We start from the raw sequence: 14,723 nt of genomic DNA on the forward strand, positions 1-14,723 counted from the left end.
CCCTGCCAGGCCTGACGACATTCGCCGTCAGGCCACCGGCACCGATGCCCGCCACGCTGCAAGCGTTGGCGGGCATCGTCGTGTTTAGGGTCTGTAACTTTTCTGTCACATAGCTTGATTAGATTAGGCGCCTCGTAGAGCCCCGGCGGCTCAGGAACCTTCTTGATGAACGATATAGAGCCCATGACTGCGAACACCGATGCGCAAAGGCTGGATTTCAACACTGCCGCGTTGCAGCGCAAGCGGCGCATTCGCGCGCTCAAGGATCATCTGGCGCGCTGGTATGTCACCATCGGTGGCCTGGCGGTGCTCGGTGCCATCTGCCTGATCTTCTTCTATCTCGCCCAGGTCGTCCTGCCGATGTTCCAGGGCGCCGAACTGCAAGCGCGGGACGCGCAACAGCCGAACTGGCTGGCAGGCGCGGGCGAGCCATTGCTGCTGGCGATCGAGGAGCAGAACCAGGTGGCGATGCGCCTCGGCGCCGATGGTCAGGTACGCTTCTTCTCCGTTGATGACGGCGCGGTGCTCTCCACCGTCAGCCTGCCGCTTCCTACAGGTACCCGCATCACCGCTGTCGGCCAGGATACCCCTGGCAGCCGCCTGCTCGTGCTCGGGCTGGATAACGGGCAGGCGCTGGTGCTGGAGCACAACTACAAGGTCAGCTATCCGAACAATCAGCGGACCATTTCCCCGCAGATCGATTACCCGTTCGGCGAGGCGCCACTGGAGCTGGATACGCAGGGCCGCGCCATCGAGCATGCGGCGGTCAGCCGCAACGGCGGCAACCTGCTGGTCGCCGTCTCCACCGGAGCCGCGCTGCACGCGTTGCGTATCGCTTCGACGGAAAACCTGATGACCGGCGAGACCAGCATCGAGCAGGACCGCCTGGAGCTTCCGCAGTTGAGCGAGCCGATCCGCCAGGTGCTGCTCGATCCGCGCCACCAGTGGCTCTACGCGTTCAGCGGCCGCGCCAGCGCCGATGTCTTCGACCTGCGCCGCAAGCAGTTGAACGGCCGCTACAAGCTGCTGAACGGCACGGGGGAGGTTACCCAGGTCAGCGCCTTGCTGGGCGGCATCTCGCTGCTGGTGGGCGATTCCAACGGGGGCATCGGCCAGTGGTTCATGGTGCGCGGCGCCGATGGCCAGGCCGAACTGAAGAACGTACGCAATTTCCAGCTTGGCACCAGCCCCGTCACGCAGATTCTTCCCGAAGAGCGCCGCAAGGGCTTTCTCGCCCTGGACAGCAAAGGCAGCCTGGGCGTCTTCCACAGCACCGCGCACCGCACCCTGCTCAAGGAACCGGTGGCCGAAGGCGCGGCCATGGCGACCCTGTCGCCGCGCGCGACCCGCTTGCTGGTGGAGTCCGACGGCCAGCTGCAGAGTTTCGTGATCGACAACCCGCACCCGGAAATCTCCTGGAGCGCCCTGTGGAGCAAGGTCTGGTACGAGAGCTACCCGGAGCCCGACCACGTCTGGCAGTCGACCTCGGCCAACACCGACTTCGAACCCAAGCTGAGCCTGGCGCCGCTGGCATTCGGCACGCTCAAGGCGGCGTTCTACGCCATGCTGCTGGCCGCGCCGCTGGCCATCTGTGCGGCCTTCTATACCGCCTACTTCATGGCGCCGGCGCTGCGTCGCAAGGTCAAGCCGGTGATCGAACTGATGGAAGCGCTGCCCACGGTGATCCTGGGCTTCTTCGCCGGCCTGTTCCTCGCGCCCTACCTGGAAAACCATCTGCCGGGAATCTTCGCGCTGCTGCTGTTGATGCCGGTGGGTATCGTGCTGGCCGCCTACCTCTGGAGCCGCCTGCCGGAAAGCATCCGCCTGCGCGTGCCGGACGGCTGGGAAGCGGTCCTGCTGATTCCGGTGATCCTGCTGGTGGGCTTCGGCTCGCTGGAAATCAGCGGGCATATGGAGAACTGGTGGTTCGGTGGCGACATGCGCCTGTGGCTGACCAACGAGATGGGCATTCCCTTCGACCAGCGCAATGCCCTGGTGATCGGCCTGGCCATGGGCTTCGCGGTGATCCCGACCATCTATTCGATTGCCGAAGACGCGGTGTTCAGCGTGCCCAAGAGCCTCACCCTGGGCTCCCTGGCACTCGGCGCGACGCCCTGGCAGACGCTGGTGCGCGTGGTGCTGCTGACCGCCAGCCCCGGCATCTTCTCGGCGCTGATGATCGGCATGGGCCGCGCGGTGGGTGAAACCATGATCGTGCTGATGGCCACCGGCAACACGCCGATCATGGAGGCCAACATCTTCGAAGGCATGCGCACCCTGGCGGCCAACGTCGCGGTGGAGATGCCCGAGTCGGAAGTGGGCAGCACTCACTACCGCGTACTGTTCCTGGCCGCGATGGTGCTGCTGATCTTCACCTTCGTGATGAACACCCTGGCCGAGCTGATTCGCCAGCGCCTGCGCGGCAAGTACGCCAGCCTGTAAACAGGCCAGGCCTGCGGGCCTGGCGAGGACGCGGCCTGAACGGCTGCGAGATTTCGCTAAAGGTATCGATCCGTGAAAAAGGATTCCCTGACAAACTGGATCAAGAGCGGCAGCCCCTGGATCTGGATGAACGCCGGTGCGGTCTCCATCGCGGTGATCATGACCCTGGGCCTGCTGGCCGTGATCGCGGTTCGCGGCATGGCGCATTTCTGGCCGGCGGATGTCATCGTCGCCGACTATCAGGTGCCCGGCAGCGAGCCCCGCCTGCTGGCCGGCGAGCGTGTGCAGGCCGAGCAGGTGCCGCGCGCGCGCCTGGCTGCCAGTGGCTTGCCGGTGGCGGCTGAGGGCGGCGAGTTCATGACCCGTGAGCTGCTCAAGGTGGGCAACCGTGAAGTCTACGGCGCGGATTTCACCTGGGTGGTGGGCGAGTGGCTGAGCAACGAACGCACTCCCCGCAACATCGTCGTGCTCGAACGTCGCGAGTGGGGCAACTTCTATGGCGAGCTGCTCAACGTCAAGGAAGGTGACAACCTGGTCGCCGAAGGCGAAGCCGCCTGGGACGAGCTGCAGCGCCGTATCGCGCGTATCGACCAGTTGCATGGGCAGATCAGCCACCTGGAAAAGGTCGATATCGGGCGGATCAACCATGGTCTGGAAAGGCTGCGCCTGAAAACCCGCAAGTTGGAGCTGGAGCAACGTCTGGATGCCGCCGCGCAGGCCGAGCTGGATGCCGAGCGGGCCGAATGGGATGCCGAATACAAGACGCTGGAGGGCCGCCTGGCGTCGCTCTACCAGGATTTCAACCGCGACAGCATCGGCGTGCGCACCCTGGATGGCCGCGAACTGGAGATCAGCCTGGGCAAGGTGGTGCGTGCCTACCAGCCGAACGCCATGTCGGTGCCGCAGAAACTCGGCTTCTATGGCGCCAAGATCTGGGAGTTCGTCAGCGACGAGCCGCGTGAGGCCAACACCGAGGGCGGCATCTTCCCTGCCATCTTCGGCACCGTGCTGATGACCATCATCATGGCGGTGATCGTCACCCCGTTCGGCGTGATCGCCGCCGTCTACCTGCGCGAATACGCCAAGCAGGGCGTACTCACCCGCATCATCCGCATCGCGGTGAACAATCTCGCCGGCGTGCCGTCGATCGTCTACGGCGTGTTCGGCCTGGGCTTCTTCGTCTATGTGCTGGGCGGCTCTCTGGATCGGATCTTCTACCCCGAAGCTGCGCCGGCGCCGGTGTTCGGTACCCCGGGGCTGATGTGGGCGTCGCTGACGCTGGCGATCCTCACCCTGCCGGTGGTGATCGTCGCTACCGAGGAAGGCCTGGCGCGTATCCCGCGAATGATTCGCGAAGGCTCGCTGGCGCTCGGCGCGACCAAGTCGGAAACGCTCTGGAAGGTGGTGCTGCCCATGGCCAGCCCGGCGATGATGACCGGCCTGATCCTCGCCGTGGCCCGTGCCGCCGGCGAAGTGGCGCCGCTGATGCTGGTGGGCGTGGTCAAGCTGGCCCCGAGCCTGCCGCTCAACGGCAACTATCCTTACCTGCACCTGGACCAGAAGATCATGCACCTGGGCTTCCATATCTACGACGTGGGCTTCCAGAGCCCCAACGTCGAGGCCGCGCGACCGCTGGTCTACGCCACGGCGCTGCTGCTGGTGCTGGTGATCGCCACGCTCAACCTCAGTGCGGTCGTCATCCGCAACCACCTGCGCGAGAAATACAAGGCGCTTGACCACTAACAGCCGATAAAAGCGCTGGAGGCCCGAGGCTGGACGAACAAGCGGCACCGACCGCGTCCAGCCTTGAACCTCCGGCCTCCAGCGATCACGGAGACATCCATGTCAGCGACGCAAACCCATTCCATCGACATTTCCGCTCTCGGCCGCGACAAGCGCAGCCTCAACCTGGCCGACGAGCCGGTGGCCATCGAAGTCCCCGATCTGAGCCTTTACTACGGCCAGAAGCAGGCGTTGTACAACGTCAGCATGAACATCCCCAGGCAGCGCGTGACCGCCTTCATCGGCCCGTCGGGCTGCGGCAAGTCCACGCTGCTGCGCTGCTTCAACCGGATGAACGACCTGGTCGACGGCTGCCGCATCGAGGGTGCGATCAACCTCGACGGCACCAACATCTACCGCAAGGGCGAGGACGTGGCCGACCTGCGCCGCCGCGTCGGCATGGTGTTCCAGAAGCCCAACCCCTTCCCCAAGAGCATCTACGAGAACGTGGTCTACGGCTTGCGCATCCAGGGCATCAAGCAGAAGCGCGTGCTCGATGAAACTGTCGAGTGGGCGCTCAAGGGCGCGGCCCTGTGGGACGAAGTGAAGGACCGCCTGCACGAGTCCGCGCTGGGCCTCTCCGGCGGCCAGCAACAGCGTCTGGTGATCGCCCGGACCATCGCCGTGCAGCCCGAAGTGCTGCTGCTCGACGAACCGAGCTCGGCGCTCGACCCGATCTCATCGCTGAAGGTCGAGGAGCTGATCTACGAGCTCAAGGCCAAGTACACCATCGTCATCGTTACCCACAACATGCAGCAGGCCGCGCGCGTCTCCGACTACACCGCCTTCATGTACATGGGCAAGCTGATCGAATACGGCGATACGGATACGCTGTTCACCAACCCGGCCAAGAAGCAGACGGAAGATTACATCACCGGCCGCTACGGCTAGCCGGCTATGGCAAACCGCGCTGCGCGTTGTCGGCGGCGCTTGCCGTACGCGTATGTACTGTCTGCGCGCCGCCTCCTAGCGCAACACAATTTGCCAAAGGCCGGCTTGTCCGGTGAGAGAACAACAGAGGTTCGATCATGAAAGACAACCATACCCAGCATATTTCCCAGCAGTTCAATACCGAGTTGGAAGAGATTCGCAGTCATCTGCTGGCCATGGGCGGGCTGGTGGAGAAGCAGGTCAACGATGCGGTCACCGCGCTGATCGAGGCCGATTCGGGCCTGGCGCAGCAGGTGCGCGAGGTCGATGAACAGATCAACCAGATGGAGCGCAACATCGACGAGGAGTGCGTGCGCATCCTCGCTCGCCGTCAGCCGGCGGCCTCCGACCTGCGTCTGATCATCAGTATCTCCAAGTCGGTGATCGATCTGGAGCGCATCGGCGACGAATCCACCAAGATCGCCCGCCGCGCCATCCAGCTGTGCGAAGAGGGCGAGTCGCCGCGTGGCTACGTCGAGGTGCGCCATATCGGCGATCAGGTGCGCAAGATGGTGCGCGAGGCGCTGGACGCCTTCGCCCGCTTCGACGCCGATCTGGCTCTGTCGGTGGCGCAGTACGACAAGACCGTCGACCGCGAATACAAGACCGCCCTGCGCGAACTGGTCACCTACATGATGGAAGACCCGCGCTCGATCTCCCGCGTGCTCAGCGTGATCTGGGCACTGCGCTCGCTGGAGCGCATCGGCGACCACGCACGCAACATCGCCGAGCTGGTGATCTATCTGGTGCGCGGCACCGACGTCCGCCACCTGGGCCTCAAGCGCATGGCCGAGGAAGTGGAAGGCGGCAGGGAAGGCTGAGGCGTTCGCCCATGTAGGGGTGGAAAACTCGCGCAGCGATTTTCCACGCGTCCCGCATAACCCGTGCACGCCGGACCGGGTGTGCGGCGGTCCGATGAGCTGCGGCGTTTCCACTGGCGTGGAGTGAAGTGGCATTGGTGGATAAGACTGCGCCGTTATCCACCCTACGTGGAGCCCAGCTCGGTTTGCAGCGCCTCGAGCGCGGCCTGGCGCTCGCCATCCTGCAGGCGGGCGGCGGGATTCAACGACGACCAGTCGGGATGTGCGCGGCAGCGTTGCAGGGCTTCCGGTAGCTTGCCTTCGCGCCAAGCCTTGTCATCCGCCGCATCGAGGCGGATCGCGTCCATCGCCGCATGTCCGCGTGCCGCCAGTGCGGCGAGCAGCTGACGCTGGCGCAGGGCAAGCAGGCGTAGCACTGCGTCATCCACGGTCAGCTCGCGCTGGCCCTTGAGCTTGCCCAGAAGACGGTTGCCGTAATGCCGCGCGGTCTGCGCGCCGCCGCCGGCGATGGCGCCGAGCAGCGCCGCGGCGCCCAGGGTGATGCCGCCGACCATCAGGTCGACGCCGGCGCCGGCCGCTGCACCCGCTGCCATGCCGCCACCGATCTTCACGCCCAGTTGCTTCAGCGTTTCCGGATTGAACAGATCGTCGCCCCAGCGACCGTCGAGCAACGGCAGGTCGGCCGTGGCGGCATCCTGCGCGCGGAAGCCGTAGAGACGCAGCAAGGCTTCGACACAGCGCTGCTCACGGGCGCGCACGGCGTCATGCAGTTCGCGGATGGCGCCGCGCTCCAGTTCAGGCTGGGCGGCCACACCACGGCGGCAGGCGGCGACATCCACCAGCAGCTCGGCGATCAGTCGGTTGCCTTCGCTCAGCCGGGCCGCAGCCTGGGCTTCGTGATCTTCGATCAGGCGTTGCAGCTTCGCCCGGGACTGTTCCAGCAACAGTGCCAGGCTTTCATACAGGCGGCGTTCGCCATCGATCGGCGGCGCCACGCTGTCGAAACGCACCAGTGCGTGCAGGCCCAGCCGTGCCAGTGCCTCGCGCCAGCGCTCTTCACCATGACCGGGTTGGGCGACGAAGTTGAGTACCGGCAGCAGCGGCTTGCCGCAGCCGGCGAGCACCGCCAGTTCGTCCTTGTACTTGGCCAGCACCGGCTCGCGGGCATCGATCACATAGAGCCCGGCGTCGCTGGCCAGCAGTTGGCGCAAGACCTTGGCTTCCTGCTCGAAGCGCTGGCGCGCTTCGCTGCCTTCGAGAAAACGCGCCGTGCGTGCCGGGCCGTCGAGGCGCTCGCCGGGGCGTTCGATGCGTTCGAGGTGGTCGAGCAGGGCGATGGCGTCTTCCAGGCCGGGGGTATCGTACAGCTCCAGCAGCGGCTCGCCATCCACCGACAGCCGTGCGCCTTCGACGTGGCGGGTGGTACTGGGCCGATGCGAGACCTCGCCGAAGCTGACGTCACGGGTCAGGGTGCGCAGCAGTGAGGTCTTGCCGACGTTGGTGTGGCCGACCAGGGCGAGTTTCAGGGGCGCGCTCATCGGCAAGGCCTCGAGTTCGGTAGGGTGGATGACGCTTCACCCATCCACCACTGGCAACGGTGGACATCCACCTCAGGTTGCACATTCTCAGTCATGGCCGTTCTCCAGCCAGCTCAAGGGTGCGCTGCTCGCATGGTCGAGGCCCAGGCCGTCCAGTGCCTGATGCCAGTCTTGCAGCCGCTGGCTGTCCAGTGCCTGGCCGGCGGGCGCCTGCATGAGCCAGACCCGGGTGCTGGCGGCGCAGCGGCTCAGCTCGCCGATCAGCGCCAGGGTGCCGCGATCCGGCGAGCGGCGCGGGTCGCAGGCGATGGCCAGGCGCTGCGGCGGGAAGCGGGTGAGCTGGTCGAGCAGGCGTCGGCGCTGTTCGCGGTCGTCCAGTACGCTGGCATCGGCCACCGACCCGGGCAGCTTCGGCGGCCATGGCTGGCTCTGGTCCAGCTCGATGGCGACGATCACCGCGCCATCGCCGCCGTTCAGTTGCGTACCCGAGCCGGGCACGTGCAGCCGTTGCGGCGCCGCGTCGCTGATCCCGAGGCGTTCGCTGGGCGGTTGCAGGCGCTCGCGCAGCAGGCGATAGGCCGGCAGTTGCAGATCCAGGCGCAGAGCGGCACGGCCGCGCCGCCAGCGCCACAGGCAGAACAGCGTCAGCAGGAGTCGCGGCAGCAGGCCATAGACCAGTACCACGCCGACCAGCCAGCCGGCCCAGCTCTGCCGCGCGCTTTCGAAATCGTTGGCGAGGGTTCCGCTGGCGCGTATCTGGTCGATGTCCGGCATGCCGAAACCGAGCAGCGAAGGCAGCGTACCGAGGACTTGGGTCAGCCCGACGAAGGCGCCTTCGCCGAGGATGGTGGTTTCCCAGACGAAGCCGTAGCGCCGCGTGGCGAGCAGAGCCAGCAGGGTCAGCAGGGCGCTGCCCATGGCCAGCAGCCAAAGCCCGTGTACGCCCAGCCCCAGCAGCCAGCGTCCGAGGCGGCGCTGCTCCAGCACCGTCAGCAGGGCCGGCGCCAACTGCACGGCGCGGGCATCGCGGGCGAGCTTTTCGCTGAGCCAGAGCCACAGCCGGCCCAGCGCGCCGCCACTGTCGCCGGCCAGGAAGAACCCCAGCAGCCAGCCGAGCAGTGTCAGCAGATTCAGTCCCAGCAGGCTGCCCAGCGCCCAGAACACGTTGACCGGCCGCTGGCCATCGCCCAGCGCCGCCCAGGCGAGGCCGGCCCCGGTAAACAGCGCGAGCAGCGCCAGTGCGAAGCCGGCCAGCCGAGCGCCTTGTCGCCAATGTTGCAAGGCATTGATCAACCCATCACGACGGGCCAGCCACAGCGCGCGATATTCGATCAGCTCGGCGAGCTCACCGCCCTGTGCCCGGGCCCGGCGATTGGCCTCGTCATCCTCCAGCGGCCCGGCATGCTCCTCGCGCAGGCGCACGGCTTCGGTCAGCCAGAGGCGGTCGAGGGTGGTCAACAGCGTGGTCGGTGGTGGCGTAGATGCGGACACGCGGCTTCTCATAGAAGAACTCGGTCCTGAGAATAACCGTTGCCAGTTGGAAGAGTGAAATCAGTCATGCCATCCGGCACCTTGATCCTGTTAGCATCCGCCCCCGATCAATGATCGACACGCGGTTTGCCGCATCATCTGCCAGGGACAGGCCGAATCGCCACGCAGCGTCTTATCTGCTGCCCTGCGCGTATCAAAGGGATATTTGCCATGAAAGACATCTTCTTCTTCGACTCGATGCTGACGCCGAAGATCATCACCCTGCTTTACTGGATAGGCCTGATCGGTGTGATCATCGGCGGGATCGCCGTTATGTTCGGCGTATTCGGAGGGGGGTTCTGGTCCGGCCTCGCTATTCTCGTAGGCGGTCTGATCGGAACGCGACTCTGGTGCGAACTGCTGATCGTGATGTTCAAGATCAACGAAAACTTGAAGCAAATCGCCCTTCGTCAGTGACTGTCTCAGGCGGCGCCCATGTCGCCCTTTCAAGCGCCTCGTTCATTTGGTTTCGCGTGCTTTCACGGCGATATCCGGCTGGTCGATGAACAGGCCGTCAATGCCGGCATCCAGGTAGGCGCGGATCTCCGCCTCGATATCGCCACGATCGGCAACCGAGCTGCCCTGGCGCAGATCGGTTGGCAGGAAGGCGTTCTCAGCACGGAAGGTATAGGGATGCACCTTGAGGCCCGCGGCATGGGCGTTCGGCACGAAGTCGGAGGGTTGGCCGAGGTTGCCCTTGGCATCGCGTGGGATGACGTAGGTTTTTTCCGGGCCGACACCCGCCGCGTAGCCTGCAATGGCCTCGAGTCCGGCGGCGGTCGCCATCTGCGCATAGCCCAGGTCGCTGCCGCGTAGCTGCTGGTCGTACGGCTGGCCTTGACCGAACAGCTGCACCAGGCGCAGCTGGGTGAGTGCGCTCAGGGTTTTCAGGTTGTCCACCTCGAACGACTGGATGTACACCGGCGCATCGCGGCCTGCATAGCCGTTGCGCTGGAGAATGCGCACCAGCGGCTCTTCCATGGCCAGGCCCAGCTGCTGAAAATGCGTCGGGTGCTTGGTCTCGATATACAGGCCGATCCGTCGGCCTTCGCTTTGCTGCAGGGTCTTCACCAGGTCGATGATTTCCTGCAGGTTCGGAATCTCCAGGCTGCCATCGAGGCGCGCATTGCCCGGACGGATATCCGCAATGCGCTCGATGGCGCGCAGGGTTTTCAGCTCGGCCAGGGTGAAATCCTCACTGAACCAGCCGGTCAGAGTGACGCCGTCGACCGTCTGGGTGCGTTTGCGCTCGGCGAATTCGGGGCGCTGTGCCACATCGGTGGTCAGGCCGAGTTCGTTGTCGTGACGCGCGACCAGTTCGCCGTCACGGGTCATCACCAGGTCCGGTTCGATGTAATCCGCGCCCTGCAGGATCGCCAGAGCGTAGGCGGCGAGGGTGTGCTCCGGCAGGTAGCCGCTGGCGCCGCGGTGGGCGATGACCAGGGGCACGGGTTCTTCGTCATGCGGCCTGGCCTGCGGGCTTGCGCCGGAAGCATCGGCAAGCGCAGCGAACGGCAGCAACAGGCCGCAGGTGGCCAACCAGGAGTGCAGTGTGGCGCGGGGCATGGGGCGTTCTCCTCGGAGCGGGTACAAGCAGTCTGGCGGAGCATGATGACGCTTTGGAGGCCGGCCTGCTGACGTCTGGTCGGCGCCGCTGTATGCTCGCCGCCATGAATCAGACCCGCATCCCCCTCACCATGATCGCTGCCCTGGCGCAGAACCGCGTCATCGGCCTCGACAATAAAATGCCCTGGCATCTGCCGGCCGACCTCAAGCACTTCAAGGCCATGACGCTCGGCAAGCCTATCGTCATGGGCCGCAAGACCTGGGATTCCCTAGGCCGGCCGCTCCCCGGGCGGTTGAATCTGGTGGTCAGCCGCCAGCCAGGGCTGTGCCTGGAGGGCGCGGAAACCTTCGGCAGTCTCGAGGATGCGCTGCAACGCGCCGAGCAATGGGCGCGTGAGCAGGAGGCGACAGAGATCATGCTGATCGGCGGTGCCCAGCTGTATCAGCAGGCGCTTCCGCTGGCGCAACGGCTGTATCTGACCCGCATCGCCGCCAGTCCCGAAGGCGATGCGTTCTTCCCGGCGTTCGACGAAAGCCTGTGGCAGCGCGCCGACTGCCAGGCGCATCCGGCCGAGGGTGAGGCGCCCGCGTACAATTTAGAGACCTGGCAGCGGTGCTGAGCATTCGAGCATCTTGATCGGCGCCAATTCGCTGGCCGGCGCTAGGCTCTATCCTTTCTTCCCGCGCTCGCCCAGAGACAGCCGCAGATGCAGGACAACAAGCCGGACGCCGCTCCCGCGGAAATCATCGCCGCGCTCTTCATGCGCCACCCGCTTTGGGAAGATGCCCTGGCCCTGTTGCTGGGTACCGCCATGGTGGCGCTGGGTATCGCGTTCTACAGCCACGCGGGGCTGCTGACCGGCGGTACCGTAGGCCTGGCGTTCCTGTTCAAGTACCTGGCAGATTGGCCCTTCGGCCTGGTGTTCTTCGCCCTGAACCTGCCCTTCTATCTGCTGGCGATCTGGAGGATGGGCTGGGCCTTCACGCTGCGCACGTTCTGCGCGGTGGCCCTGGTGTCGCTGCTGGCCGAGCTTACGCCGCACTGGATCGGTTTCGCCGAACTGAACATCTACTACGCGGCGCTGTTTGGCGGTTTCGCCATGGGCGTCGGACTACTGATGCTGTTTCGTCACCGCGCCAGCCTGGGTGGGGTGAACATCTTGGCGCTGTATCTGCAGGAGCGTTTCGGCCTGCGTGCCGGGGCCGTGCAGATGGGCATCGATGCCTCGATCGTGCTCGCCGCGCTGTTCGTGGTTCCGCTCGACAAGGTGCTGCTGTCGGTGCTGGGTGCGGTGGCGCTCAACCTGGTATTGGCGATCAACCACCGCGCCGGCCGCTACATGGGCGTCAGCTAGGGTCTGTTGCCGTTTCGTACGCGGCCGCGCCGGAGCCTGTTCTTGCGCGAAGCAAGGCGCGAGGAGTGAAGTTTGGTCATTCCAAATGAGCGACGAGGAACGCAGCGTCGCGCAAAAACAGGCCCGGCCCGAAGGGTTGCGCGGCAAATAGCGCCATGCGGCGTTGCGGGACTTGGCAAGGGAGTGACCATTGCCTGCATCCCGCGCCTTGCCTGGCGCTATTTGGCGCGGCAACGCGGCTGGCGACGAAACGGCAACAGACCCTAGGCTTACTCGCCGCGAATGTAGCGCTCCAGCTGCTGGATCAGGTCGGCCTGTTCGGCGATCGCTTCCTTGACCAGGTCTCCGATCGAAAGCAGGCCGACCAACCGACCCTCGTCGACGACCGGCAGATGACGCAGGTGGCGGTCGGTCATCAGCGACATGCAGGCCTGGATGCTTTGCTGAGGCTCGGTGGTGATCACTGGCGAGCTCATGATGGTGCTGACCGGCGTGCCCACCGAAGAACGGCCCTGCAGCACTATCTTGCGTGCATAGTCACGTTCGCTGACGATGCCCACCAACTCGCCGTCGTCGACCACCGGCAAGGCACCCACGTTGTGCTCGGCCATGGCCTGGAGGAATTCCAGCACCGTGGCTTCGGAAGAGATGGTGTGCACGTTCTGGTGCTGCTTGTCCCTGAGCAGTTGCGCTACGGTCTTCATTCGAATCCTCCGGGTTGAAACGAGTGACGGATGCCGTCTCGAGTGGCCGTTAGCATTACGGAGAATGGCTCATCGGGCAATGATGCGAACGTCATGACGCCGATCGAGGCGGCCAATGATTCCCGCAGCCGGCACCTGAACCCTCGGCATGCCGGTCGAGGTCAGTCCAGAGCGACCAGCTCGGCATGCGCGCTGCCGTTTTCGACATCCAGTAGCGCCAGGCTGATCGGCAGGCTGAAACGCCGTGGCCCGGCGCTGCCGGGATTGAGGTAGAGCACCTCGCCGCGGCGCTCGATACCGGGCTTGTGCGAGTGGCCACTGATCACCACGCCGATGCCACGCGCCGCCGGATCGAAATCCAGCGTCTTGAGATCGTGCAATACATACAGCCGAACGCCACCATGATCCAGCTCCAGGCGCTCGGGCAGCCCCTCGGCCCAATCACCTTTATCGATGTTGCCGCGGATCACCTCCAGCGGCGCAATCGCCTGCAACGCCGTCAGCACCTGCGGCTTGCCGATATCCCCGGCGTGGATGATCCGCTCGCAACCTTCCAGCACGGCCAGCGCCTCGGGCCGCAGCAAGCCGTGGGTATCGGAAATCACGCCGATGCGCATGAGGACTCCTTGGGGTTCGAATGGATCGTGCGGTTCTTGAGAGCTTACAGGGCGGGCAGAAAAGACAGGCAACAAAAAGCCCGCACATGGCGGCATCAAGGCTTGTGCCTGGGCTTCACTCCGTCAAATCGAAGCTGTGGCTCTCGCTTGGTAGGTCGCTGGCCAGGTGAGCCGCCGAGGCGCTTGATCAGCGGTGCGCGCAGCACCTTGGGCCATCCGTCTCCGCCGACTAGGTAGGGGATGCGCTGGCGCAACTGCTCGGCCGCACCAAGCTGGCCGATTCGCACTGCTCCAGGTATGCAAGCTGCCAGCCTTCCAGCTGCCAAAGCAGCCCGAGGCGATACCATCGGGGTACAGCACATACCAGCCGCTATGCGTGCGGGCATGGTCGCCGGGACGGGATTGGTGCCGTTGGCTATCGGGAGCCAGTCGAGCTTTCCGGAGATCGTCTGAAGGACGCAGCGGAGGTCCAGTTCCACTTTCTCTAGGTCGGGCGAGCCCCGCAGCGCACAGACGCCGTTTATTTTAGTCATGGCGTGATCTCCTGGATTAGTAGAGAGTGCGATAGCCTTCCGCTATTCGCTTCCGGTGGTACCCGGCGCGTTGCTGTACGAGCTTCCGGCTAACTTCAGGGCCGATGAATGCCGCTCTTTGATGGCCATCGAGCATGTACTCGGGAACATCGAGATATTGGCCAGCAGCAAGAGACCGACATGGGAAGGGGAGTCTGGGGGCGTGCTTTTCCAAGTAAGTTAGTGACTCAGCTGCACGCTCTTGTAGGCGCTTTCCGTTTTCACTCAGAGGGATGGATTCGCCAGGTCTAACTTGGCTCCATGCATATCGATCTGCTAACAGCTCATTTACGAAGCTGATACGCCGACGGCACTCGGTGAGTATTTCTACATCCTTGATACCAATCAGCCAGTGATCGAAGTTATCTACACGGTGCCCGATTTCGTGCCAAACGACGAAGGGGTAGATTTCGTGGTCCTCCAGAGCGGACCAGTCCAGTTCCGGCCGCCCAGCACCACAGGATCGGAGACGAGTGGTGTTGATTGATGCTGCGAGCGTTATTAATGCCCGCTCCTGCCATTCAGGTTCATCCTTTCGAGCATCGCCGCAGACCAATAGCGTCCAAGGGGAATACCCGCCCCAGCAGTTCTCCATACGCTTGAAACTCGATAGATTCAGAGCCAATCCTACGGACTTGGTTGCCTCGGCAAATACGCGATATTGGGTTCGGGTAATACGAATCGTGGTATCCGTTTTCATTTCGCACCTCCAACATTCACAGTTTCGAGGGCGCGGACGCGCCGCATATGAGCGTTGTTGCGAGTAAGGGGAGTCGCAAGAGTGGTCAGTTAGTTACGCATGGCCACCGCCTTGCTTTTTCCCCGGGCGCCGGAGGCCTCCTTAGGCGATGGCGCTGTCCGCCAGG

The 14,723-nt window shown here is 64.5% G+C and carries 13 protein-coding genes; 7 read left to right on the plus strand and 6 right to left on the minus strand.

The genetic code is table 11. The features are described from left to right. Positions 1-165 precede the first annotated feature (165 nt). The 4 genes from EA795_RS00885 to phoU all read left to right on the plus strand — a co-directional run bounded on the left by EA795_RS00885 (position 166) and on the right by phoU (position 5,975). On the plus strand, positions 166-2,442 hold the full coding sequence (locus EA795_RS00885) for an ABC transporter permease subunit (RefSeq protein WP_122075046.1): 2,277 nt from the start codon (positions 166-168) through the stop codon (positions 2,440-2,442). Positions 2,443-2,514: 72 nt separating this feature from the next. Further along, positions 2,515-4,185 carry a phosphate ABC transporter permease PstA gene (gene pstA / locus EA795_RS00890; RefSeq protein WP_065984559.1) on the plus strand — a complete coding sequence of 557 codons (1,671 nt, stop codon included), beginning with the start codon at positions 2,515-2,517 and terminating at the stop codon, positions 4,183-4,185. A 99-nt stretch (positions 4,186-4,284) separates the two neighbouring features. After that, complete coding sequence (pstB, locus tag EA795_RS00895; protein ID WP_058073838.1) at positions 4,285-5,115, plus strand: phosphate ABC transporter ATP-binding protein PstB; 831 nt, start codon at positions 4,285-4,287, stop codon at positions 5,113-5,115. 137 nt (positions 5,116-5,252) lie between these two features. Beyond that, positions 5,253-5,975, plus strand: a complete 723-nt coding sequence (gene phoU / locus EA795_RS00900; RefSeq protein ID WP_014854498.1) for a phosphate signaling complex protein PhoU — start codon at positions 5,253-5,255, stop codon at positions 5,973-5,975. A gap of 164 nt (positions 5,976-6,139) precedes the next feature. Here the strand turns inward: phoU and EA795_RS00905 are convergent, their stop codons facing one another. Continuing rightward, positions 6,140-7,513, minus strand: a complete 1,374-nt coding sequence (locus EA795_RS00905; RefSeq protein ID WP_122075048.1) for a GTPase/DUF3482 domain-containing protein — start codon at positions 7,511-7,513, stop codon at positions 6,140-6,142. A gap of 87 nt (positions 7,514-7,600) precedes the next feature. Then, on the minus strand, positions 7,601-9,016 hold the full coding sequence (locus EA795_RS00910; protein ID WP_122075050.1) for a DUF2868 domain-containing protein: 1,416 nt from the start codon (positions 9,014-9,016) through the stop codon (positions 7,601-7,603). Between the two features lie 198 nt (positions 9,017-9,214). Between EA795_RS00910 and EA795_RS00915 the strand changes: the two genes are divergently transcribed. Then, positions 9,215-9,460, plus strand: coding sequence for a DUF4282 domain-containing protein (locus EA795_RS00915; RefSeq protein WP_014854495.1), 246 nt, complete (start codon positions 9,215-9,217; stop codon positions 9,458-9,460). A 42-nt stretch (positions 9,461-9,502) separates the two neighbouring features. Here the strand turns inward: EA795_RS00915 and EA795_RS00920 are convergent, their stop codons facing one another. Further along, positions 9,503-10,609, minus strand: coding sequence for a glycerophosphodiester phosphodiesterase (locus tag EA795_RS00920; protein WP_122075052.1), 1,107 nt, complete (start codon positions 10,607-10,609; stop codon positions 9,503-9,505). 92 nt (positions 10,610-10,701) lie between these two features. Here EA795_RS00920 and EA795_RS00925 point away from each other — a divergent pair, with 92 nt between their 5' ends. Both EA795_RS00925 and EA795_RS00930 read left to right on the plus strand, forming a co-directional pair. Continuing rightward, positions 10,702-11,229, plus strand: a complete 528-nt coding sequence (locus EA795_RS00925) for a dihydrofolate reductase (RefSeq protein ID WP_122075054.1) — start codon at positions 10,702-10,704, stop codon at positions 11,227-11,229. Between the two features lie 87 nt (positions 11,230-11,316). Next, a complete protein-coding gene (locus EA795_RS00930; protein ID WP_058077969.1) occupies positions 11,317-11,964 on the plus strand; it encodes a YitT family protein in 648 nt (215 codons plus the stop codon). Between the two features lie 269 nt (positions 11,965-12,233). Here EA795_RS00930 and EA795_RS00935 read toward each other — a convergent pair whose 3' ends face one another. The 3 genes from EA795_RS00935 to EA795_RS00950 form a co-directional block, all read right to left on the minus strand. Next, positions 12,234-12,668, minus strand: a complete 435-nt coding sequence (locus tag EA795_RS00935) for a CBS domain-containing protein (protein ID WP_014854491.1) — start codon at positions 12,666-12,668, stop codon at positions 12,234-12,236. Positions 12,669-12,829: 161 nt separating this feature from the next. After that, positions 12,830-13,285, minus strand: coding sequence for a metallophosphoesterase family protein (locus EA795_RS00940; RefSeq protein ID WP_122075056.1), 456 nt, complete (start codon positions 13,283-13,285; stop codon positions 12,830-12,832). A gap of 549 nt (positions 13,286-13,834) precedes the next feature. Next, positions 13,835-14,557, minus strand: a complete 723-nt coding sequence (locus EA795_RS00950) for a hypothetical protein (protein ID WP_122075058.1) — start codon at positions 14,555-14,557, stop codon at positions 13,835-13,837. Positions 14,558-14,723 lie beyond the last annotated feature (166 nt).

This window comes from Stutzerimonas nitrititolerans, from assembly GCF_003696285.1.
GTDB classification, from domain to species: domain Bacteria; phylum Pseudomonadota; class Gammaproteobacteria; order Pseudomonadales; family Pseudomonadaceae; genus Stutzerimonas; species Stutzerimonas nitrititolerans.